Origin of the sequence: Citrobacter sp. MGH100 (genome assembly GCF_001034465.1) — a bacterium.
Classification (GTDB): Bacteria; Pseudomonadota; Gammaproteobacteria; order Enterobacterales; family Enterobacteriaceae; genus Citrobacter; species Citrobacter youngae.
Map to the genome: position 1 here is coordinate 648,239 of NZ_KQ089800.1, position 20,184 is coordinate 668,422.

General features: G+C 51.9%; 23 protein-coding genes, 1 tRNA gene and 1 pseudogene. 7 read left to right on the forward strand and 18 right to left on the reverse strand.

Annotated elements, in window-relative coordinates; genetic code table 11:
* Positions 1-91 precede the first annotated feature (91 nt).
* Entirely contained in the window at positions 92-889 is a 798-nt protein-coding gene (gene mtfA / locus SK32_RS02995; RefSeq protein WP_048211295.1) for a DgsA anti-repressor MtfA, read from the reverse strand.
* Positions 890-982: 93 nt separating this feature from the next.
* On the opposite strand from mtfA, the gene SK32_RS03000 reads away from it, so the two are divergent.
* A tRNA-Ser gene (locus SK32_RS03000) sits at positions 983-1,072 on the forward strand.
* A gap of 170 nt (positions 1,073-1,242) precedes the next feature.
* On the opposite strand, the gene ompC is transcribed toward SK32_RS03000, so the two are convergent.
* Positions 1,243-2,424: a porin OmpC gene (ompC, locus tag SK32_RS03005; RefSeq protein ID WP_048211296.1), complete on the reverse strand. Its 1,182-nt coding sequence runs from the start codon at positions 2,422-2,424 to the stop codon at positions 1,243-1,245.
* A gap of 440 nt (positions 2,425-2,864) precedes the next feature.
* On the opposite strand from ompC, the gene SK32_RS03010 reads away from it, so the two are divergent.
* From SK32_RS03010 to SK32_RS03020, 3 genes are all read left to right on the forward strand, one after another.
* The gene (locus tag SK32_RS03010; RefSeq protein WP_048211297.1) at positions 2,865-3,560 is read left to right on the forward strand and encodes a phosphohydrolase; all 696 of its coding nucleotides are present in this window, start codon (positions 2,865-2,867) and stop codon (positions 3,558-3,560) included.
* Positions 3,561-3,633: 73 nt separating this feature from the next.
* Positions 3,634-5,064, forward strand: a complete 1,431-nt coding sequence (locus SK32_RS03015; protein WP_048211298.1) for a DNA cytosine methyltransferase — start codon at positions 3,634-3,636, stop codon at positions 5,062-5,064.
* Positions 5,045-5,512 (forward strand): very short patch repair endonuclease, encoded by a 468-nt coding sequence (locus tag SK32_RS03020; RefSeq protein WP_048211299.1) that lies wholly within the window; start codon positions 5,045-5,047, stop codon positions 5,510-5,512. The genes SK32_RS03015 and SK32_RS03020 overlap by 20 nt, the downstream gene beginning before the upstream one ends.
* Here SK32_RS03020 and yedA read toward each other — a convergent pair.
* Positions 5,504-6,424, reverse strand: coding sequence for a drug/metabolite exporter YedA (yedA, locus tag SK32_RS03025; RefSeq protein ID WP_048211300.1), 921 nt, complete (start codon positions 6,422-6,424; stop codon positions 5,504-5,506). The two genes, SK32_RS03020 and yedA, sit on opposite strands and share 9 nt — an antisense overlap.
* 178 nt (positions 6,425-6,602) lie before the next feature.
* Here yedA and SK32_RS03030 point away from each other — a divergent pair, with 178 nt between their 5' ends.
* Positions 6,603-7,514: a DUF808 domain-containing protein gene (locus SK32_RS03030; protein ID WP_048211301.1), complete on the forward strand. Its 912-nt coding sequence runs from the start codon at positions 6,603-6,605 to the stop codon at positions 7,512-7,514.
* A 77-nt stretch (positions 7,515-7,591) separates the two neighbouring features.
* The gene (locus SK32_RS03035; protein WP_048211302.1) at positions 7,592-7,774 is read left to right on the forward strand and encodes a YodC family protein; all 183 of its coding nucleotides are present in this window, start codon (positions 7,592-7,594) and stop codon (positions 7,772-7,774) included.
* A gap of 206 nt (positions 7,775-7,980) precedes the next feature.
* Here the strand turns inward: SK32_RS03035 and yodD are convergent, their stop codons facing one another.
* Positions 7,981-8,208, reverse strand: a complete 228-nt coding sequence (gene yodD / locus SK32_RS03040) for a YodD family peroxide/acid resistance protein (protein WP_048211303.1) — start codon at positions 8,206-8,208, stop codon at positions 7,981-7,983.
* A gap of 162 nt (positions 8,209-8,370) precedes the next feature.
* Between yodD and dsrB the strand changes: the two genes are divergently transcribed.
* Positions 8,371-8,559: a protein DsrB gene (gene dsrB / locus SK32_RS03045; RefSeq protein WP_005127768.1), complete on the forward strand. Its 189-nt coding sequence runs from the start codon at positions 8,371-8,373 to the stop codon at positions 8,557-8,559.
* A gap of 47 nt (positions 8,560-8,606) precedes the next feature.
* Here the strand turns inward: dsrB and rcsA are convergent, their stop codons facing one another.
* The 14 genes and pseudogenes from rcsA to fliF form a co-directional block, all read right to left on the reverse strand.
* Complete coding sequence (gene rcsA, locus SK32_RS03050) at positions 8,607-9,230, reverse strand: transcriptional regulator RcsA (RefSeq protein ID WP_048211304.1); 624 nt, start codon at positions 9,228-9,230, stop codon at positions 8,607-8,609.
* A 280-nt stretch (positions 9,231-9,510) separates the two neighbouring features.
* Positions 9,511-10,303 (reverse strand): annotated as a pseudogene (gene fliR / locus SK32_RS03055) (flagellar biosynthetic protein FliR); the annotation flags it as partial.
* An 8-nt stretch (positions 10,304-10,311) separates the two neighbouring features.
* Complete coding sequence (gene fliQ, locus SK32_RS03060) at positions 10,312-10,581, reverse strand: flagellar biosynthesis protein FliQ (RefSeq protein ID WP_003030425.1); 270 nt, start codon at positions 10,579-10,581, stop codon at positions 10,312-10,314.
* 9 nt (positions 10,582-10,590) lie between these two features.
* On the reverse strand, positions 10,591-11,328 hold the full coding sequence (gene fliP, locus SK32_RS03065; RefSeq protein ID WP_048211306.1) for a flagellar type III secretion system pore protein FliP: 738 nt from the start codon (positions 11,326-11,328) through the stop codon (positions 10,591-10,593).
* Positions 11,328-11,702, reverse strand: coding sequence for a flagellar biosynthetic protein FliO (gene fliO / locus SK32_RS03070; protein ID WP_048211307.1), 375 nt, complete (start codon positions 11,700-11,702; stop codon positions 11,328-11,330). The genes fliP and fliO overlap by 1 nt, the downstream gene beginning before the upstream one ends.
* A 2-nt stretch (positions 11,703-11,704) precedes the next feature.
* Positions 11,705-12,118: a flagellar motor switch protein FliN gene (gene fliN, locus SK32_RS03075; RefSeq protein ID WP_005127761.1), complete on the reverse strand. Its 414-nt coding sequence runs from the start codon at positions 12,116-12,118 to the stop codon at positions 11,705-11,707.
* Entirely contained in the window at positions 12,115-13,119 is a 1,005-nt protein-coding gene (fliM, locus tag SK32_RS03080) for a flagellar motor switch protein FliM (protein ID WP_005127760.1), read from the reverse strand. Before fliM ends, fliN begins: the two co-directional genes overlap by 4 nt.
* A 4-nt stretch (positions 13,120-13,123) precedes the next feature.
* A complete protein-coding gene (gene fliL / locus SK32_RS03085) occupies positions 13,124-13,591 on the reverse strand; it encodes a flagellar basal body-associated protein FliL (protein WP_048211308.1) in 468 nt (155 codons plus the stop codon).
* A gap of 104 nt (positions 13,592-13,695) precedes the next feature.
* The gene (gene fliK, locus SK32_RS03090) at positions 13,696-14,910 is read right to left on the reverse strand and encodes a flagellar hook length control protein FliK (RefSeq protein ID WP_048211309.1); all 1,215 of its coding nucleotides are present in this window, start codon (positions 14,908-14,910) and stop codon (positions 13,696-13,698) included.
* Complete coding sequence (fliJ, locus tag SK32_RS03095) at positions 14,907-15,350, reverse strand: flagellar export protein FliJ (protein WP_005127756.1); 444 nt, start codon at positions 15,348-15,350, stop codon at positions 14,907-14,909. Before fliJ ends, fliK begins: the two co-directional genes overlap by 4 nt.
* Before the next feature lie 21 nt (positions 15,351-15,371).
* Positions 15,372-16,742, reverse strand: coding sequence for a flagellar protein export ATPase FliI (gene fliI, locus SK32_RS03100; protein WP_005127755.1), 1,371 nt, complete (start codon positions 16,740-16,742; stop codon positions 15,372-15,374).
* On the reverse strand, positions 16,742-17,449 hold the full coding sequence (gene fliH, locus SK32_RS03105) for a flagellar assembly protein FliH (protein ID WP_048211310.1): 708 nt from the start codon (positions 17,447-17,449) through the stop codon (positions 16,742-16,744). The genes fliI and fliH overlap by 1 nt, the downstream gene beginning before the upstream one ends.
* Entirely contained in the window at positions 17,442-18,437 is a 996-nt protein-coding gene (fliG, locus tag SK32_RS03110) for a flagellar motor switch protein FliG (RefSeq protein ID WP_048211311.1), read from the reverse strand. Before fliG ends, fliH begins: the two co-directional genes overlap by 8 nt.
* Positions 18,430-20,109 carry a flagellar basal-body MS-ring/collar protein FliF gene (gene fliF / locus SK32_RS03115; protein ID WP_048211312.1) on the reverse strand — a complete coding sequence of 560 codons (1,680 nt, stop codon included), beginning with the start codon at positions 20,107-20,109 and terminating at the stop codon, positions 18,430-18,432. The genes fliG and fliF overlap by 8 nt, the downstream gene beginning before the upstream one ends.
* Positions 20,110-20,184 lie beyond the last annotated feature (75 nt).

Below are 20,184 nucleotides of genomic sequence, written 5' to 3' on the forward strand. Positions count from 1 at the left end.
AACGAGGCGCATATTACTGACCTCACCATGACGTGTCAACAGTAAAATTAATACGTCATATCAATTGGTTAATTAATCTTCAAATTCAGTATTAATGTACATTTGATGAGCGAAAATGGTCTTCTTCCTGGCTATCGCGCAACCGAAGCATTGGGTTCTGGCGATAGAACTGGAAAAAACGTTGCCACAATGCCGGAAAACGTGGTGCAAACAACTCGGGGGCGCTGAAGAAATACTCGGATAATACCGCAAAGCATTCTGCAGGATCGGTTGCTGCGTAGGCATCTATACTGCAGGCCGTTTCACCCACCAGATCGATTTCATCCTGGATGTTGTTCATCGCGGCATGGAGATCGTGCTCCCAGTTCGCAATTTCCCTCAGCGGAATAGCCGGAACTCCGCTGGCGCGATCGCCATTACGCATATCAAGTTTATGTGCCACTTCGTGAATAATCAGATTAAAGCCGGAAGCATCGAAGGAATCCTGGATATCAAGCCAGTTCAGGATCACCGGACCCTGTTGCCAGCTTTGGCCTGACTGAATAATCCGTTGATTGTGCACCAGCCCAATATCATCTTCCCATTCGTCATCCACGACAAACGGGGCAGGGTAAATAAGGACTTCATGAAAACCATCGAGCCACTCGATGCCTAATTCCAGAACTGGCAAACAGAAAAGCAGAGCAATTCGTGCACTTTTCAGTACGTCCAGTTCAAATCCTTGTAGCGCAACCAATCTTTTTTGCTGTAAAAAACGCTCAGCCAGGGCAATAAGCCTGGCTTGTTCTTGTTCAGTAAGATTCACCAGAAGAGGAATTGCCAGGGCATCATCCCAGGGCCAGTCATCATTCCGGGCTGTTTCTTGCTCTTTCCAGGGCCACTTAATCATCGTTTTGCTCGCAAACTCGTCACTTGAACGAAATTGACGGAACTGGGTCTGTTAAAATGCCAAATTACCTGGCATCATGGCAACCACCAGAACGGAGAGATGCCAGAGCGGCTGAATGGACCGGTCTCGAAAACCGGAGTAGGGGCAACTCTACCGGGGGTTCAAATCCCCCTCTCTCCGCCACTATTCAAACACTTGCACGCCTTGCTTTCAACGACAGCAGTCACGGATGTTTTTTTCTTTGAGTATCCTCACAAGTTTGTCGTTCTATTGCCTTCGTGACATAAAAATCCGCTTCAAATAAACAAAAAGCCCGCTTCATATGAAGCAGGCCTGATACGTATTGTGCAAAATTAGAACTGGTAGACTAAACCGACGGCAACAATATCGTCAGTTGCGATGCCATTGCTTTCATAGAAACTGTCATCTTCATCCAGCAGGTTGATTTTGTAGTCAACGTAGGTGGACATGTTTTTGTTGAAGTAGTAAGTCATACCCACATCAACATATTTGACCAGGTCTTTGTCGACGTAACGCCAGTTACCATGGCTCACTTCCTGACCACCTAAATCACTGCCCTTGGACTGCAGGTAAGCGATGGACGGACGCAGACCGTAATCAAACTGGTATTGAGCCACAACTTCAAAGTTTTGCGTTTTGTTTGCGATACCGCCATTGCTTTCGCCATTACCGCCGCCGTAATAGGTCATATTGCGGGTTTCTGCATACATGGCTGCCAGGTAAACGTTGTTAGCGTCGTACTTCGCACCAACAGTCCAGGCTTCAGCTGTTTCGCCGCCAGCGTAGTTGTTGCGTTTGTTTATACCATCCTGGTAACCGCGAGCAACCTGGTCATCAGTACGATCAGAACTGGAGTACGCTGCACCGAGGCTTAAACCGAAGTCAAAGTCATAAGAAGTGGACATACCGAAACCGTCGCCGTTTTCTTTCGCCAGTTTGCGGTTTTCACTATTACCAGAACCTTCCTGACCTACGCTGCTACCTTCATTATTACCCTGATACTGCAGGGCGAAGTTCAGGCCATCAGCCAGACCAAAGAAGCCGTGGTTACGATAAGTAGCAACGCCGTTGGTACGACCCAGCATATACACGTCGGTCTGAGTGTAAGTATCACCACCGAATTCTGGCAGCATATCGGTCCAGGCTTCAACGTCGTACACGACGCCGTAGTTACGACCGTAATCAAAGGTGCCGTTTTCAGCAAAGCCCAGGCCTGCGAAAGCCAAACGAGTCCAGGAATCGCCTTTGTCACCTTCGGTGCCGTTGGCCTGAATATTATATTCCCACTGACCGTAGCCAGTCAGCATATCGTTGATCTGCGTTTCGCCCTTAAAGCCCAGACGCGCATAGGTTTGATCGCCGTCGCTGCCAGCATCGTCAGAGAAATAACGCAGACCATCGACTTTTCCGTACAGATCCAGTTTATTGCCGTTTTTATTATAAATTTCAGCCGCATTTGCTGCGCCTGCAGCTAATAAAGCTGGGAGAAGCAGTGCCAGTACTTTTCTTTTCATTATGTATTCCCTTTATTTAATAATTAAAATGAATATGTAGTGATGTCCCAAAAACTACATTTTGATACTATCTATGAAGTTCATTTAATTTAAAGAATAACATGTAACAATTATATTTTAGATATTTCAAAATGTTTCTATTTGAGTTTTTTAAATTATTTTTATATATATTTATTGTTTTCATTCAAAACATAAATACATGATTATCAATTGATTTATGTCTTTTGTTTTGATATCTGCTGTGTGTATTTTATATGTTTTTATTATTGTTTTTTATGCTTGTCAGAATAATTTATTATCAATGCTGTATGTGGAAATTATAAATTGATATTTATTATGAATATTATTTAATAATTGATTTTTGCTATAAAAGAAGACAGGCAGTGGTTCAGGGTAAAAATTATTGCTAAGGTGGTTTTCTTTATGTAAAGGGAGAGAGCATGGAACTCCACGACTGGCAGTCGAGATTTGAAGCCTGGTTACGTGAAAATCATTCAGGGCACGACGCTGCCCATGACATCTTTCACTTTCGCCGCGTGTGGCAGACGGCTCAAAAGCTGAGCACGGATGCGAACGTAGACTGGTTGGTCGTACTGACCGCGTGCTATTTCCACGATCTTGTCAGCTTACCGAAAAATCATCCGGAACGTCATCGCTCATCGGTACTGGCAGCCCAGGAAACCTGTCGTGTACTGTCACAGGACTTTCCTGAATTTCCTCAGGATCGGCTGCATGCGGTGAGTCACGCTATCGCAGCGCACAGTTTTAGCGCAAAAATTACGCCCACGACACTTGAAGCCAAAATCGTTCAGGATGCCGATCGACTTGAGGCGCTGGGGGCTATCGGTCTGGCGCGCGTGTTCGCCGTTTCTGGCTCGCTGGGTGTGGCATTGTTTGATGCGGAGGATCCGTTTGCCCGGCAGCGTAGCCTCGATGATAAACAGTACGCGCTTGATCATTTCCAGACCAAACTGCTGACGTTGCCACTGACAATGCAAACTGAACAAGGGCGGCATTTGGCACAGCATAATGCTGACTTTTTATTGACGTATATGGCAAAACTCAGCGCAGAATTAAAAGGAGAATATGAAATGTTGGATCTTGCGGCGATTCAACCTCTTAAAGCATATCTGTAGTCGTCATTGCTGAAACGTCAATTGCACCAATTTATGTTAACCTGTCGACTATCCATTTCGCCCGGTTAAACGTATGCAGGATAATTTTTCAGTAGCAGGCTCCATGAACCCGATGACAGATGATAACGAGGCCGCCGCACAGGTGATTTTGGCTAAGTTGCTTGAAATATACGATGTGAAAACGCTGGTTGCTCATCTGAATGGTGTTGGTGAGAATCGCTGGAGTCCGGCCATCTTTAAGCGTGTGGTCGCCAATGAAACATGGCATCGGCTCAGCGACGCTGAGCTGGCTCATCTGAACGCCATGCTACCGACGCCGCCTGCGCATCATCCACATTATGCTTTTCGCTTTATCGATCTTTTTGCTGGTATTGGCGGAATTCGTCGCGGTTTTGAAGCGATTGGCGGGCAGTGCGTGTTTACCAGCGAGTGGAACAAGCATGCGGTGCGCACCTACAAGGCGAATCACTACTGCGATCCTCTGCAGCACCACTTTAATGAAGATATTCGTGATATTACGCTCAGCCATCATGAGGGGGTGAGTGACGAGCAGGCTGCAGAGCATATTCGTCAACATGTTCCCGAGCATGATGTCCTGCTGGCCGGCTTCCCTTGCCAGCCATTTTCTCTGGCGGGTGTATCAAAGAAAAACGCGTTAGGGCGTGCCCACGGTTTTGCCTGTGATACGCAAGGCACGCTTTTTTTTGACGTGGTGCGAATTATCGACGCGCGGCGACCGGCTATATTTGTGCTCGAAAACGTTAAAAATCTGAAGAGTCATGACCAGGGAAAAACCTTTCGCATCATCATGCAAACGCTGGATGAACTGGGCTATGACGTGGCGGATGCAGCAGATAATGGCCCTGATGATCCGAAGATTATCGATGGGCAACATTTTTTACCCCAGCATCGCGAACGTATCGTGCTCGTCGGCTTTCGACGTGATCTGAGCTTGAAGTCAGACTTTACGTTGCGCGATATTGTCAGCCGCTACCCTCAGCGTCGAACGACGCTCGCAGAGCTGCTTGAACCGACTGTTGATGCGAAATATGTGCTGACACCGGTCCTGTGGAAATACCTGTATCGCTATGCGAAAAAACATCAGGCACGGGGCAATGGGTTTGGCTACGGTATGGTCTATCCCGGCAATCCCGATAGCGTAACGCGTACATTATCCGCACGTTACTATAAGGATGGGGCTGAAATTTTGATAGACCGTGGCTGGGATATGGCGCTGGGTGAACAGGATTTCGATGATCCCGCCAATCAGCGACATCGTCCTCGTCGATTAACGCCAAGAGAGTGCGCTCGCCTGATGGGGTTTGAGTCTCCTCAGGGTTACCAGTTTCGCATTCCGGTATCAGATACCCAGGCTTACCGCCAGTTCGGTAATTCGGTGGTCGTCCCGGCATTTGCGGCGGTAGCCAAACTGCTGGAGCCGAAGATCAAACAGGCTGTTGCGCTCCGTGAGAAAGAACAGCAGCATGGCAGACGTTCACGATAAGGCGACACGCAGTAAAAATATGCGGGCGATAGGGACCCGCGATACGGCGATCGAAAAACGTCTGGCCGACATCCTGACGGAGCAGGGGGTAACGTTTCGCGCGCAGGATGCAACGTTGCCCGGTCGCCCCGATTTTGTGGTGGATGACTACCGTTGCGTTCTCTTTACCCACGGCTGTTTCTGGCATCAGCACAACTGCTATCTCTTTAAAGTCCCGGCAACCCGCACGGCGTTCTGGCTGGAGAAGATAGGAAAAAATGTGGTACGTGATAAGCGGGACTGCGAAAAATTGCAGTCGTTGGGATGGCGGGTCTTGATTGTCTGGGAATGCGCCCTGCGTGGGCGTGAGAAACTGGATAATGAGGCACTGTCTGAACGGGTTATCGAGTGGATCTGCGGCGGCGGCGCCACCGCGCAGATCGACACTCAGGGCATTCATTTACTGTAACGACTTTTCCGAGGGGGCTGCGACCGCGTCAGCTTTGACCGGGAATAAGTATTTCCCCAGCGTCACCAATACCACGGCAAAAACAATGACCCCGAGCGCCAGCCACTCGATCAACGCCAGGCTTTCACCTCCCAGCCCCGTACCTAACAGAACCGCCACTACCGGGTTGACGTAGGCATAGCTGGTGGCTAACGCCGGGCTTACATTACGAATAAGGAACATATAAGCGTTAATCGCAATAATTGAGCCGAACAGGGCGAGATATGCCACCGCCATAAAACCGGAGAAGGTTGGCATCGTGGTCAGCTTTTCTCCACTGAGCAGCGATGCGCACATCAGTACAATACCCGCGGCTAACATTTCAATAGCACCGGCCATCATGCCAACGGGCAAGGTTATACGTGAGCCGTACACGGAGCCAAATGCCCAGCTCATTGAACCAATCAGGATTAATACTGCCCCCCAGGGATTACCACTCAAGTTACCACCGCTGTTAAGCATGATGATCCCGGCGAGTCCAATTGTGATCCCCATCCATTCCAGTTTGCGTGTTTTGATGCCAAAAAAGTGGCTAAAGCACAGCGTAAACAGCGGGACGGTGGCAACCACTACGGCGGCAATACCGGAAGGAACATTTTGATGTTCTGCAACAGTAACCAGCCCATTACCCACGGCCAGCAGCAGGATACCAATTAACGCGGCGTTCAGGAGCTGGCGCAGAGGCGGTAGCTTGTGTCCGCGAAGAAGTAAAAAAAGTGTTAATAACACTCCAGCAGAGAGAAAACGTACGCCAGCCATCATCAACGGCGGCCAACTTTCAACGCCAATGCGAATAACGAAGTACGTGGAACCCCAAATGATGTACAGCGCAAATAGCGCACTGAAAAGCGGTAACAATTGCCTGAAACGCATAATCCCTCACGGTGGAAATAAAAAGGTGCAACATAGTAAACGTCAAAACTATCATGCTGGCGAGACTTATAATTGCCTGCTGTTGTTAAATAATTGTTGACCAGAAAGGTCTGTTTCAGCATGGCGTGTTTTACTTCATACTTATGGCTGCAAAACAATAATATTGAGGATTAAAATTTTGGCAGGAAGTAGCTTACTCACCTTGCTTGATGACATCGCCACGCTTCTGGACGATATCTCAGTGATGGGAAAACTGGCCGCGAAAAAAACGGCGGGTGTGCTGGGAGACGATTTGTCGCTTAACGCGCAACAGGTATCGGGCGTGCGGGCAAACCGCGAGCTTCCGGTGGTCTGGAGTGTGGCTAAAGGATCTTTCGTCAACAAAGTTATCCTGGTGCCGCTGGCGCTATTGATCAGCGCCTTCATTCCATGGGCTATCACCCCCTTATTGATGATTGGTGGGGCGTTCCTCTGTTTTGAGGGCGTGGAAAAAGTGCTTCACACCCTGGAAGCGCGAAAACAAAAAGAGACCCCAGAGGAGCGTCAGCAGCGTCTGACATCGTTGGCGGCGCAGGATCCTCTCACCTTTGAGAAAGATAAAATCAAAGGGGCGATACGTACTGACTTTATTTTATCTGCAGAGATTGTGGCCATTACGTTGGGTATTGTGGCGGATGCGCCGTTGTTGAATCAGGTACTGGTTTTGTCGGGTATTGCTTTGGTGGTGACCGTTGGCGTATATGGTCTGGTTGGTATTATTGTGAAGCTCGATGATATTGGCTACTGGCTGGCAGAAAAGCGCAGCGCACTGGCTCAGGCCCTGGGTAAGGGATTGCTGGTGGTTGCTCCCTGGCTCATGAAATCTCTTTCCGTGGTCGGCACGCTGGCGATGTTTTTAGTCGGTGGCGGCATTGTGGTACACGGCATTGCGCCGCTGCATCATGCGATTGAGCAATTTGCCCAACAGCAGAGTTCATTCATTGCTCTGATGCTTCCGACTCTGCTTAATCTGGTGCTCGGCTTTATTATCGGTGGGATCGTGGTGGTGCTGGTAAAAATGGTTGCCAGGTTACGCGGAGTTTCGCACTAATTGTCGCCTGCCAGACTACGCAAAACGTCTCTTTGTCGTCTAAGGTGAAAAGGTTTCTCTTGATACAGGAGGCGGGTATGGTCTTTTCTGTCAGTGAGGAAGTCACCGCGAAAGAGGGTGGCCCACGCATGATCGTTACCGGGTATGCCAGCGGAATGGTGGAGTGCCGCTGGTATGACGGTTTTGGCGTCAAACGGGAGGCATTTCGTGAAGATGAACTGGTTCCTGGCGAACGCAGTCCGCTGCGCCAGGATACCTGAATACCGCAGGCTGGCGTAACCTGGTGATCTCTCAACCATTAGTTATATTTATCATTTTGGTGAGAATTATTTACTTGTCAGGCAAAAAAATTGCAGATAAGGTTGGTTTCGCATCAGATTTCCTGGTGTAACGAATTTTCAAGTGCTTCTTGCATAAGCAAGCTTGATCCCGACCCGATACGGGCCGGGATTTTTTTCGCCCAAAGTCAGCGATTGATCTCCGTCACGCTAAAATCATGGATATCAAGCTCGAACGCGTCGGCCAGTTCATGCCATGTATGATAATCCCGGCCATCAACGCTGACGCGATCGGGGTCATCATGGCTGCGATGAATTTCGCTCTCGCAGATTTCGTTGATAGCTTTCAATAGCGCGTCCACATCGACGCTGACGTCACGTTTGGCCGTATCGCTGTACTCTTTCGCGGTTTTCATCCTCATACCTCTCAACCGTTAAGGATACCGGGGCACGTATCAGAATCTCTGATGCGTACAAGTTAAGTATAGACCGTCGAGAAAACCCGCAATCACGCGAGCAGGGCGCTGCCAGGAAAAGGAATTTGTTCTACACTGGCACAAAGCCACAGGAGGAAAACGATGAAGGTGAATGATCGGGTTACAGTCAAAACGGACGGTGGGCCGCGTCGGCCAGGCCGGGTACTGGCGATTGAAGAGTTTAGTGAAGGCACCATGTACCTGGTTTCTCTGGAAGACTACCCGCTCGGTATCTGGTTCTTTAATGAGTCAGGCCATCAGGATGGGATCTTTGTGGAAAAAGTGGAGTAATCCAGACGCTGATTCTGACTGGTGGTAAACCCACCAGTCAGAATGTCCTAACGCATATTCACAAAGATACCATTGGTGACGTTATCTGTGAGTCGTACAACGTGATAGATAACTTGTTTATTATGTGTCTTGATCTTTCGTTTTATATTCCCCTTATGGGATGAGACTGTCTTCGCCTTGATATTCATTTGATCGGATATCTGTATTGTTCCCTGACCGGCCATCCACATACGTAGCATGCTGGATTCGGTACGGCTTAATGATAGTGTTGGCAGGTTCACATCAATGACAATATCCACTTCCTTTTTCAGAATATCGCCAAGAAGTTCATCCAGTGAATCTGGTTTAATCGACTTAGAACTGATTAATAAATTTTTTCTTACTAAGAGATACTCATCAAAATGGACATTGGCAATCGCCATAAATACAATAAATAAAGTGCTGGGATGTTGATTAATGATTTGCTTAATTCTCTGGCTGTTATCCGGATCGTGAATAAAGCAGTCTTCATTAATAAACACCACAGACGGCTGCAGTGAGACACAGGCGACGCTGAGTTCATCAACGCTTGAAATATCGTTGATTTCCCTTTTCTTCACCCCCCGACTTACCAGATATCCGGTCAACCCTAGCCGGGTGTAACTGCATAAATCCATAATAATCGTTGACATGGCATACCCTCACTCAATGCGTAACGATAATTCCCCTTACCTGATTATTTCATCACAACTAAACGGAATAATAACGACCCAATATGACGCTTTCGCTGTTTTCAGGCGAATTTACTATCCCGTAAAGTTGCGTATAATTTGCCAGGAAACATCTTAAAGTAAAGTAAATGTTGCGTTATGTGAGTGAGGCAAAAACAAATAAACCGCGACAGCGTTATCCTGGTGGATGTTGCCTGTATTTGAATTTAGGACAATCCTTAGTAAAACAGGATAAAAAATAAGGGTTATTATTTTGAAGGCATTTCACTGATGATGTCAGCCAGCAAATTAAAAATCTCACTGAATAAGCGCTCACAGAAGGGGGCAATTAATGGCATTAGCGCGGCCATTAATGAAATACCCACGGTCAGGGTGAGTGGGAAACCAATGACAAATATCGATAGCTGCGGCGCCATACGGTTTAACAAACCGAGTGCGAGGTTGAGTGTGAGCAGCAGCGTCATCACCGGCAGAGCCAGCATCAGACCATTGAGGAAGATGAGTCCCCCCGCCCGCGCCAGCGCGAGAAAGGCATTGCTATTAACCGGATTGCCACCGATAGGCAGAGTATGGAAGGTATCCACCAATAGCGAGATAAGCCACAAGTGACCATTAAAGGTGAGGAACAGCAGCATCGCCAGCAAATCTATCAGACGTGCCAGAACGGGCATATTCAGGCGGCTGCCCGGGTCGAAGAAGGTTGCGAAGGAAAGACCCATTTGCAGACCGATGATTTCCCCGGCGGTACGCACCGCGGCAAACGCAAATTGCATGGTGAACCCTAATGCGATGCCGATCAGGATTTGCTGCATCGCCTGCCATATCGCGCCGACAGAAAAGATAGGCACGTTTACGGGGGGAAGCAGCGGAGCGATAACCATGGTAATCATTAACCCCAGCCCCAGTTTTACCCGTTTGGGGATGGCGCGTTCGCTGAGTATCGGAGCCGTTGAAATGAGCGCCAGTATGCGCAGCAGGGGCCAGAAGTAAAGATTCAGCCAGTGGAGCCACTCAACGCTGGTCACCTGCAACATAGCGTCGTTTACCCGATGATGTAGGGAATATTGCTGAACAGCGTACGCACGTAGTCGAGCAGCAAATTAAGCATCCACGGACCGGCAACGATGATGGCAATAAAGACCGCGACAATTTTCGGAATGAAGGACAGCGTCATTTCGTTAATCTGGGTTGCCGCCTGCAGGATACTGATGATAAGACCCGTAACGAGGGCAACCAGCAACAAAGGTGCGGCAAGGGCAAGGGCAACTTTCATCGCCTCAGTGCCCATCATCATGACCGATTCAGGAGTCATTTCGCGCCTCTAACTGTAAAAGCTTTGTGCAAGCGAGCCGACAAGCAGCTGCCAGCCGTCAACCAGCACAAACAGCATGAGCTTGAATGGGAGTGCAATGGTGGCAGGTGGCACCATCATCATCCCGAGCGCCATCAGGACGCTGGCGATAACCAGATCGATTATCAGAAATGGAATGAAAATGGTAAAACCTATCTGGAATGCCGTTTTCAACTCACTGGTGACATAAGCCGGCAGCAAAATGCGCATCGGTACGGCTTCAGGCCCCTGTAACGGGCCGCTGTTTGCCAGGCGGGCGAACAGAGCCAGATCGGCTTCGCGGGTCTGACGTAACATAAATTCACGCAACGGCTGTGCGCCTTTCTCCATGGCTTCCTGCATGGAGATCTTCTCTTCGCTGAAGGGTTGATACGCATCAACGTAGATTTTGTCGATCACCGGCGACATGATGAAAAAGGTCAAAAACAGCGCCAGTCCAAGTAAAACCTGGTTCGGCGGTGCTGACGGTGTTCCCAGCGCATTACGTAACAGGCCAAAAACGATGATGATGCGGGTGAAGCTGGTCATCATCAGCAAAATAGCGGGCAGGAACGTCAGCGAGGTGATAAACACCAGCGTTTGGACGGGCAATGACCAGCTTTGTCCGCCGCCGGGCAGCGGCTGGCTAACCAGACCCGGTAGTTGGGCCAGGGCTGCTGGGCTGAACAGCCACACACCCGTCAGCGTGAGGGATAACAAACGGCGCATCAGGATCTCCCAGGACGCTTCAGCAAACTCTTCATCATGGCCTGGAAATCCGCAGGGGAGGCCGCTTTTTCTTCTGCACTGGCAGGTGCCGGGGGGAGGGTATGCAGAACGTTGATCTGCGACGCTGTAACGCCCAGCACCAGACGCGCGTCTTCGACCTCAACAATTACCACCCGCTCACGTGGACCTAATGAGGTACTGGCTGAAACTTTCAGTCCACGCGTGCCGACGCTTTTGGGGGCAAATCCCAGGCGCTTAATCAGCCAGGCGGCTCCCAGGATCAACACAATGATCCCCAGCAGCGCGCCGCTGACCTGCACTAACGGTGAGCCGGGTACAGCTGCGGGCTGAGCGACGGTGGCCTGGGTATTCATCGTTAACGGCTCAGACGACGCATACGTTCAGATGGGGTAATAATGTCAGTAATACGTACACCGTATTTATCTGCGACTACCACAACTTCACCCTGAGCAATCAAATAACCGTTGATCAGAATATCCAGCGGCTCGCCCGCCAGACCGTCCAGCGCGACGACCGAACCCTGCGTCAGGCGCAGTAGCTCTTTGATGGTCATGCGGGTGCGGCCCAATTCAACGGTCAGCTTGACCGGAATATCCATGATCAGGTCGATATCCTGCAGTGCACCGCTGACATCGCCGCCACCTAACTGCTGGAATACCGCATCGGCCGCACTTTTGGTGGTCGTTGTTTTTTGCTCGTTTAACGCGTCAGCCCACAGATCGTCCAATGCACCAGTGTTCTCATCGGACGGATTATTCATGTCACTCATTTGGGCTGTTCCTCATTCAGCGAATTCAAAATCGGGTTTATCAAATGTTCTACGCGTAACGCATACTGACCATTTACGGTGCCATATTGGCTGGTCAGCACAGGTACGCCGTCCACATGAGCAATAATGCGGTCGGGTTTTTCAATCGGCAGTACATCGCCGGGTTTCAGCTTCAAAATCTGGGACAGCCGCAGCGGAATGTCAGCAAAGTTTGCTACCAGTTCCAGCTCAGAATGCTGAACCTGACGCACCAGATTATTGCGCCAGTTCTGATCTTCATTACGCGAGTTTTCCAGCGGTGGGTTTACCAGCAGTTCGCGCAACGGTTCAATCATGCTGAATGGCAGACAGATGTTAAATTCACCGGTCAGGTTGCCGATTTCAACGTGGAACGGGGTGTTCACCACGATGTCGTTCGGGGAGGTGGTGATATTGGTAAACTTCACCTGCATCTCGGAACGGACATATTCCACTTCCAGTGGGTTGATAGCCTTCCACGCGTCGCTGTAGCTTTCCAGCGCCAGTTTCAGCATGCGGTTGATGACGCGTTGTTCAGTGTGCGTAAATTCACGGCCTTCGACTTTCGTCGGGAAACGACCATCACCGCCGAACAGGTTATCTACGGCGATAAACACCAGACTCGGTGAGAACACCACCAGACCTGTCCCGCGTAACGGTTTCAGGTGGATTAAGTTCAGGTTGGTCGGAACCGGCAAGTTACGTGCAAACTCGTGGTATGGCTGGATACGGATCGCGCCCACGGTAATATCCGGGCTGCGGCGTAGCAGGTTAAATAACCCCATACGGAACTGGCGCGCAAAGCGTTCGTTAATGATCTCCAGCGCCTGCAAACGCTCACGAACGACGCGGCGCTGAGTGTTGGGATCATAAGGACGAATATCGCTTTCATTTGCGATACCGGAAATGGGTTCGTCTTTAGTTTCGCTATCGCCGTTAAGCAATGCGTCGATTTCAGCCTGAGAAAGAATACTGTCGCCCATGTCTTTACCGCAGAATAAAAGCTGTATAAAGAACGTCGGTGACAACCTGTTTCGGCTGCCCGACAACGAGCGGAGTCGCGAGCGTCTCTTTGATAGCGGCAATCAGCTGCTGTTTGCCTTCTTCTGTTGCGAGCGTGGCGGCGTTCTGGCGAGAGAACAATAGCAGCAGACGGCTGCGCACTTCTGGCAGATATTCGTTCAGACGCGAGCGTGTCGCCTCGTCTTTCATGCGCAGTGTGATACCGATATACAGCACGCGATCCGCATCACCTAAATTGACGGTAAACGTATCCAGTGCAAAGAACACTGGGGCAGGCGGTGGAGCCGGTTCCGCTTTTACGCTGGCGGACGGTTGCTGCTGCATGCGCCAGTAGCTATAGCCCGCAGTAGCGAGGGCGGCGAGCGTAATTAACACCAGCAGAGGGATCCAAATAGCGCGTTTACTCTTTTTGTTAATCGCGGAGTCAGTCATCAGATACGGGCTTCCTGTTTCGGTACAGCTTATAGGCTGATTATCCCGTGTCCTGACCACGACAAAGCGTGGAAAAGACGCGGATAATCATGCTACCTCTGGCGTTAGGCGAAGATGTCTACTGCACCATCACCGCGAGCCGCGGCTTGCAGTGCGGCAGGTGTGGCCAGAACAGCATCATCTTCGGGAGCAAAAATATCTTGTCCATGCGCACGCCCAGCCTGTTGTTGCTGTGAAGACGACTGTTGCTGACCGGCGAAACTTTCGCTGCTGATACTGCTTTGCCCCAGTTGGATCCCGCTTTCAGCCAACTGCGTGCGCAGCATGGGTAATGCCGCTTCCAGCGCCGCGCGAACGTGGCTATGAGGCGAGACCATTTGCAGTTGCGCCATGTTGTCATCAAGCTTGAGGGAAATCTGCACTTGCCCCAGATCCTGCGGATGCAAACGCAGTTCCGCACTTTGCTGGCCCTGGCGGGTGAACAGCGTGACGTGTTGACTCAGTGATTGCTGCCATTCATGGCTTCCCAGCGGGGCGCTCAATACCGGAGCCGCGGCAGTCGGTAACGGCTGCGCATGTGTCTGTGTGCCAGCCAGCGGAGCTATTGCGCCAACGTTGGTTGGTGACGGTGAACTTTCAATCTCTGCGCGCGTTGCTGCCGCTGCCGTTAATGGGGTGAAACCAGCATTGTTGGTCTGATCCGCGCCACTGGCATGCATCGCGGTATCTGCTTTACCTTTTTTCCCTTCGCCGGTCAGTAATTCACTGGCGCTATCGGCAGTCGTGCTGGGGGTATTACCACGTAACAGCACCGACAGCGTAGCATCCGCCGGGGCTGGGGTGGCATCAACAGCCGGAGTGGTTACCTGTTGCCCTGGCAGCATAGCGAACAGCGCACTCAGGTTGGCGAGATCGTCATCGCTCAGACGGGCGGTTTTTTCATCCTGCTGTGCGGTTTTGCCCAGTGTTGTCAGGGCATTAACCTTCAGTGACGGCGTGAGCGCAGACAGCAACTGTTGTGCATCAGTCAGGTCGGCCAGCGACGCCTCGGTCTGGACCTCTTTTTGTGTCAGCAGATCGGCTAATTTTAGCGTCTGCGCGGTATCACCATTCTTTTGCAATAACCCTTTTTGCAGTTTGCTGCCTGCGGCCTGTAAATCGGCCAGTGACAGCGGGGCGTCTTTACCCTGTGCATCGCCTGCACCTAATGCACCTGCCAGCAACGCTAAAAAATCCTCGGGGGAATCTACCGCTTTGCCTGACTGAAGACCTGCGGCTACGTCGGTGTCGGTGGTAATCAGTTGGGGTAAAGTAATCATTCGGGTTTCCTCATAGCTGCACGCTGAGCAAATTCATCCATTTTTTTCTGATCCAGGCGGTTTTCAGCCAGTAACGCGGCTGTGGTTTGCCTGTCCTGCAGAGTCTGCCATGCCTGCAGTCGCTGCTTTTTATCGCGCCAACTGCTCAACGCCTGGTCCACTTTCTGCGTCCATTGGTTGAGCTGTTGGCGATGTTGCTCAATCGCTTTTTCCAGCGTTTGAATAAATTGTTGATAGTTAATCCAGCGATTACTGGTAATACCCTGACCCATATCGCTATTAAGATTGTTGCGATATTCATGCTGATAATCGATCAGCATCTTCAACTGCTCTTCCGCCTGCTGACATCCGCGGCGCATCTCGCCTAATAAGATAGCTGCGTCATCGACTTCTTTTTCAGCCAGGTCTTTAAGTGTTGCCAGCGCACCATGTTGTGCCATGACCTATGCTCTCCTGCTTAATCACACACCAGGGAAAATCAGATCCAAAGCCTGCAGGGAGTCTTCCCAGTCGGCTCGTTCAAAGATGCCTTGCTGTAAAAATGCTTCCAGCTGTGGCCATAAGGCAATGGCTTTATCCAACATGGGATCGCTGCCTTTGGCGTAGGCGCCTACGCTGACCAGATCGCGGTTACGCTGGAAACTGGACAGTAGCTGCTTAAAGTTGCGTACCCGCGCATAATGTTTCTCGCTGATCAATGCGGTCATTGCGCGGCTGATTGAGGCTTCAATATCAATGGCCGGATAGTGACCGGCCTCGGCCAGATGACGGGACAGGACAATGTGGCCGTCGAGAATGGCACGGGCGGAGTCAGCAATAGGGTCCTGTTGGTCGTCGCCTTCGGTCAGTACGGTATAAAATGCGGTCACGGAACCGCCGCCATGAATACCGTTGCCAGCCCGTTCAACCAGTGCGGGTAATTTAGCAAACACCGACGGCGGATAGCCTTTCGTTGCCGGAGGTTCGCCGATCGCCAGTGCAATTTCACGCTGTGCCATTGCATAACGGGTGAGGGAATCCATAATCAGCAGCACGTGCTGGCCGCGATCGCGAAAATCTTCGGCGATGCGCGTGGCGTAGGCTGCACCCTGCATACGCAACAGCGGGGAAACGTCCGCCGGAGCGGCAATCACCACCGAGCGTGCACGTCCCTCGGCGCCAAGTATATTTTCAATAAAATCTTTAACTTCGCGTCCACGCTCGCCAATCAGACCGACAACAATGACGTCAGCCTGGGTATAGCGTGCCATCATGCCGAGCAGGACGCTTTTACCCACACCGGAACCAGCGAAAAGCCCCATTCGCTGACCGCGCCCGACGGTTAACAGCGCATTGATAGGCCGTACGCCAGTATCCAGCACGTGTTCAATCGGGGTACGTTGCAGGGGGTTAAATGGCGGGGTGATTAGCGCCCCTGTTTCCGTGGTGTCGGGTGCAGGCAACCCATCAAGCGGCTTCCCGCTGCCATCGAGAACACGCCCCAGCAGGGCAGGGCCCAGCGGTAATTGTTTCCCGCTTTGCAGCCCTTCGCCGGCGATGTTTTTCGCGTAAACGCGCGCGCCCGGCAGAACGCCTTCGACCTCTTCGAGCGGCATCAGAAACAGGCGTTGACCATTAAAGCCAACCACTTCGCTTTCGACTTCCTGGGTTTCGTTGCCATCCTGACGCTCAATGACGCAGGTGGCACCCAGCGGCAACTGCAGACCTGTGGCTTCCAGTACCAGCCCGGTGGCGCGGGTCAGACGCCCGTAACGACGCACCGCAGGCAGCAGCGACATTTTTTCTTCGAAGTTGTCCAGCGTGTTGAGCCAGCGAGTCAGGCGAGTGGTCATTACACGACTCCCGGCGCTGCCAGACGGCAGAGTTCTTGCCAGCGGGTGGCAACACTGGCGTCCAGATCGCCTTCGTCAGCAGAGACTTTACAGCCACCGTGATGCAACGTTGGATCGCCACGCAGTCGCCAGCCGTGCAGACTGAGGGTCGCCCCCAGCATCTCTTCCACCCGCTGCAGATCGTCCGGATGGACGCGCAACTGCGGTTTACCGCTAAACAGCGGCTCCTGTTGCAACAGCTGTTGGATTTGCTTAATCAGTGCGGCGTTATCCACGATGGGGGTCTGGCCGATAACCTGGCGCGCCGCTTCCAGTGCCATTTGCATCAGGCGCGATGCAATGACGCTGTCCAGGGCATCCAGTGTATTCTGAAACTCACTGACCAGTTGCTGCATGCGGGCATGAATCGGCGCATGTTGGGCGCGAGCCTGGTTCTGACCCTGCTCCAGACCCTGGGCCAGTCCGTCCTGATAACCTTGTGCGTGCCCTTTTTGCCGACCTTCAGCCAGGCCGGCATTATATCCTTGCTCATGGGCCTGGAGCTGCATTTGCGCCAACTGCTGCTCAAGCTGTTGTTCCGCAGATAGCTGTGGCTCCTCTGTCTCGTCGGACGGCTGATCGTCGGTATGATCGGCCAGTATGAACTCCGCCATTGGCGGGGCGAGATCGTCAGGCGTCCAGACTTTCCATGGCAGATCGTTAGACATAGGTATCCTCGCCGCTGCCGATCACCATCTCGCCGGTCTCGGCCAGACGACGTACGATAAGCAGAATTGCTTTCTGTTCGTTTTCCACCTGCGACAAACGTACCGGACCGCGGTTGGCAAGATCGTCGCGCAGGATATCGGCGGCACGCTGCGACATGTTGCGCAGGAACTTCTCGCGTAATGGTTGCTCGGCACCTTTCAGGGCTATCAGCAGCGATTCGGAATCCACTTCCTGCAACAGACGCTGGATGCTGCGATCGTCGACATCCACCAGATTTTCGAACAGGAACATCTCGTCGATAATTTTCTGCGCCAGCTCGCCGTCGAATTCGCGTACCGCGGTAATAACCGCTTCTTCCTGCTGCGTCTTCATCAGGTTGATAATTTCTGCTGCTGTCCTCACGCCGCCCATTTTGCTGCGCTTGAGGTTCTGGCCGTCGAGCAACCCGTTCAGCACTTCGGTCAGTTCTGCCAGTGCGGCAGGCTGTACGCCGCCGAAAGTCGCGATACGCAGCATGACATCGTGGCGTAAGCGCTCGTCGAACAGCGCCAGAATATCGGCGGCCTGGCCCCGTTTGAGGTGAACCAGAATGGTGGCGATAATCTGCGGGTGCTCGTCGCGAATAAGATCGGCGGCGCTTTGTGGCTCCATAAAGTTGAGCGTTTCAATGCCGCTGGTGGTATCGCGAGTTTCCAGAATGTCTTCCAGCAGGCTGGAGGCACGTTCTTCGCCCAACGCTTTTACCAGCACGGAGCGCAGGTATTCGTTGGCGTTGATGTTCAGTGCGGCAAACTGCTCGGCTTCTTGTTCAAATTCGGCCAGAACCTCCGTCAACTGCTTGTTGGAGATCTGACGCACGTTGGCCATTGCCGTACTGAGGGCCTGTACTTCGCGCGTGGAAAGGTGCTTAAAGACCTCCGCCGCGCGATCTTCGCCAATGGTCATCAATAAGATGACGCTTTTATCGGTGCCGCTAAGATTACTCATGTTCGTTATTTATCCACTGGCGAATGACCAGCGCCACGACGCGCGGATCGTTATCTGACATTTCACGAATACGCTGGCTCATGACTTCAGCACCCAGCCGCTGGTTGTTACGGCGCTGCTGGGTCTGCTCGTCTTTGCTGAGGCGAACTTCAACCGCTTCTTCCGTTTCCTGGCGAATACGTGTTTGTTCTTGTGCGGCTTTGACCTCTTCGCTGCGACGCATCAACTGCGGACGCACCGCTTTACGCCACAGGATCCAGGCCACCAACAGAACCAGCAACCAACGGCCAGCGGACATTAGCTGATCAATAAAGGACTGCTGTTGCCAGAATGGAAGCTCTCCGCCCGCGTCATCACTTGCGGTGAAGGGGGAGTTCACGACATTCAGGGTATCGCCGCGTTTTTCAGAGAAGCCCATGGCCTCGCGGGTCAGGTCCTCAATTTGTTTCATTTGGTCGGCGGTTAACGGCAGCGGTTTGCCATCCGGTAACGTTTTATAGTTGACCACTACCGCCACCGACAGGCGCTGTACATCACCCACATTCATCTTGGTGTGACGAATGGTACGGTCAACTTCATAGTTGCTGGTTTCGTTACGCTGCGTGCTGCGCGGTCCGGCATTGGCGTTATTCGCCGTTTGCGTGGTTTGCGCATTCTGCGGGTTTTGCTGATTTGCCGGTGGTGTATTAATCGGGGCCGTATTCGCCGGCGCGGGCTGGTTAGACAGTGCGCCCGGTACGCCGCCAGGCGCTCCGCTTCCTATCTGCTCGCTGACGTTAAGCTGGCGTGAACGCAGAACAGCCTGTGAGTCGTCGCCATTTGGGCTGTACTTCTCTTCGGTTTGCTCTTTGTTGGCGAAATCCAGCTGGGCAGTAACCTGTGCATGTACGTTGCCGTTACCGACAATGGGCGACAGGATTGATTCAATACGACGCTGTACGCGACCTTCAACATCGCTGGCATATTTCAGCTGCGCATCGTTCAGGTCGCGGCTGCTGGTGTTCGACTGGGTTAACAGATGTCCTGCCTGATCGACCAGCGTCACGTTGCCCGGCGGCAAGCCCGCGACAGCGCTGGAGACCAGATGCGTTACCGCGCTAATCTGACCTTCGTCCAGTGCTCGACCCGGCTCCAGGTTTACCGTGACGGAGGCAGAAGGGGCTTTTTGTTCACGTACGAACAGTGACGGTTTGGGCATCGCAAGATGGACACGGGCGCGTTTTACCGGCCCCAGTGTTTCAATGGTACGGGCTAATTCGCCTTCCAGAGCTCGCTGGTAGTTGACCTGCTCGCTAAACTGGCTGATACCAAACTTTTCCTGGTCCAGTAACTCAAAGCCCACCGCGCCGCCTTTCGGCAGGCCTTGCTGTGCCAGGCGTAAACGCAGTTCATGAACTTTATCAGCAGGGACTTCAATGGCGCCGCTTCCCTCAGTGAAACGATAAGGAACGTTCATCTGCGTCAGCTGCGTGACAATCGCGCCACCGTCCTGATCGGATAGGTTGCTGAACAGTGTGCGGTAGTCAGGTGCTTTGGCCCACAGGACCATCGCAACGATGATAGCGACGGCAGCGGCACCCGCCACAATCAGAGGGATTTTGGGATTCGCGCGCAGGCGATTTAACCACTCGAGAGGTTTCAGTTGGGTTGCAGTCGATGCTGTCGCACTCATCTCGCACCTCGTGGCTTATCGTGGACGGCGTTTTTTGCAAAGTGGAACAAGACTCACTCCCGGGTCAGCAAACTC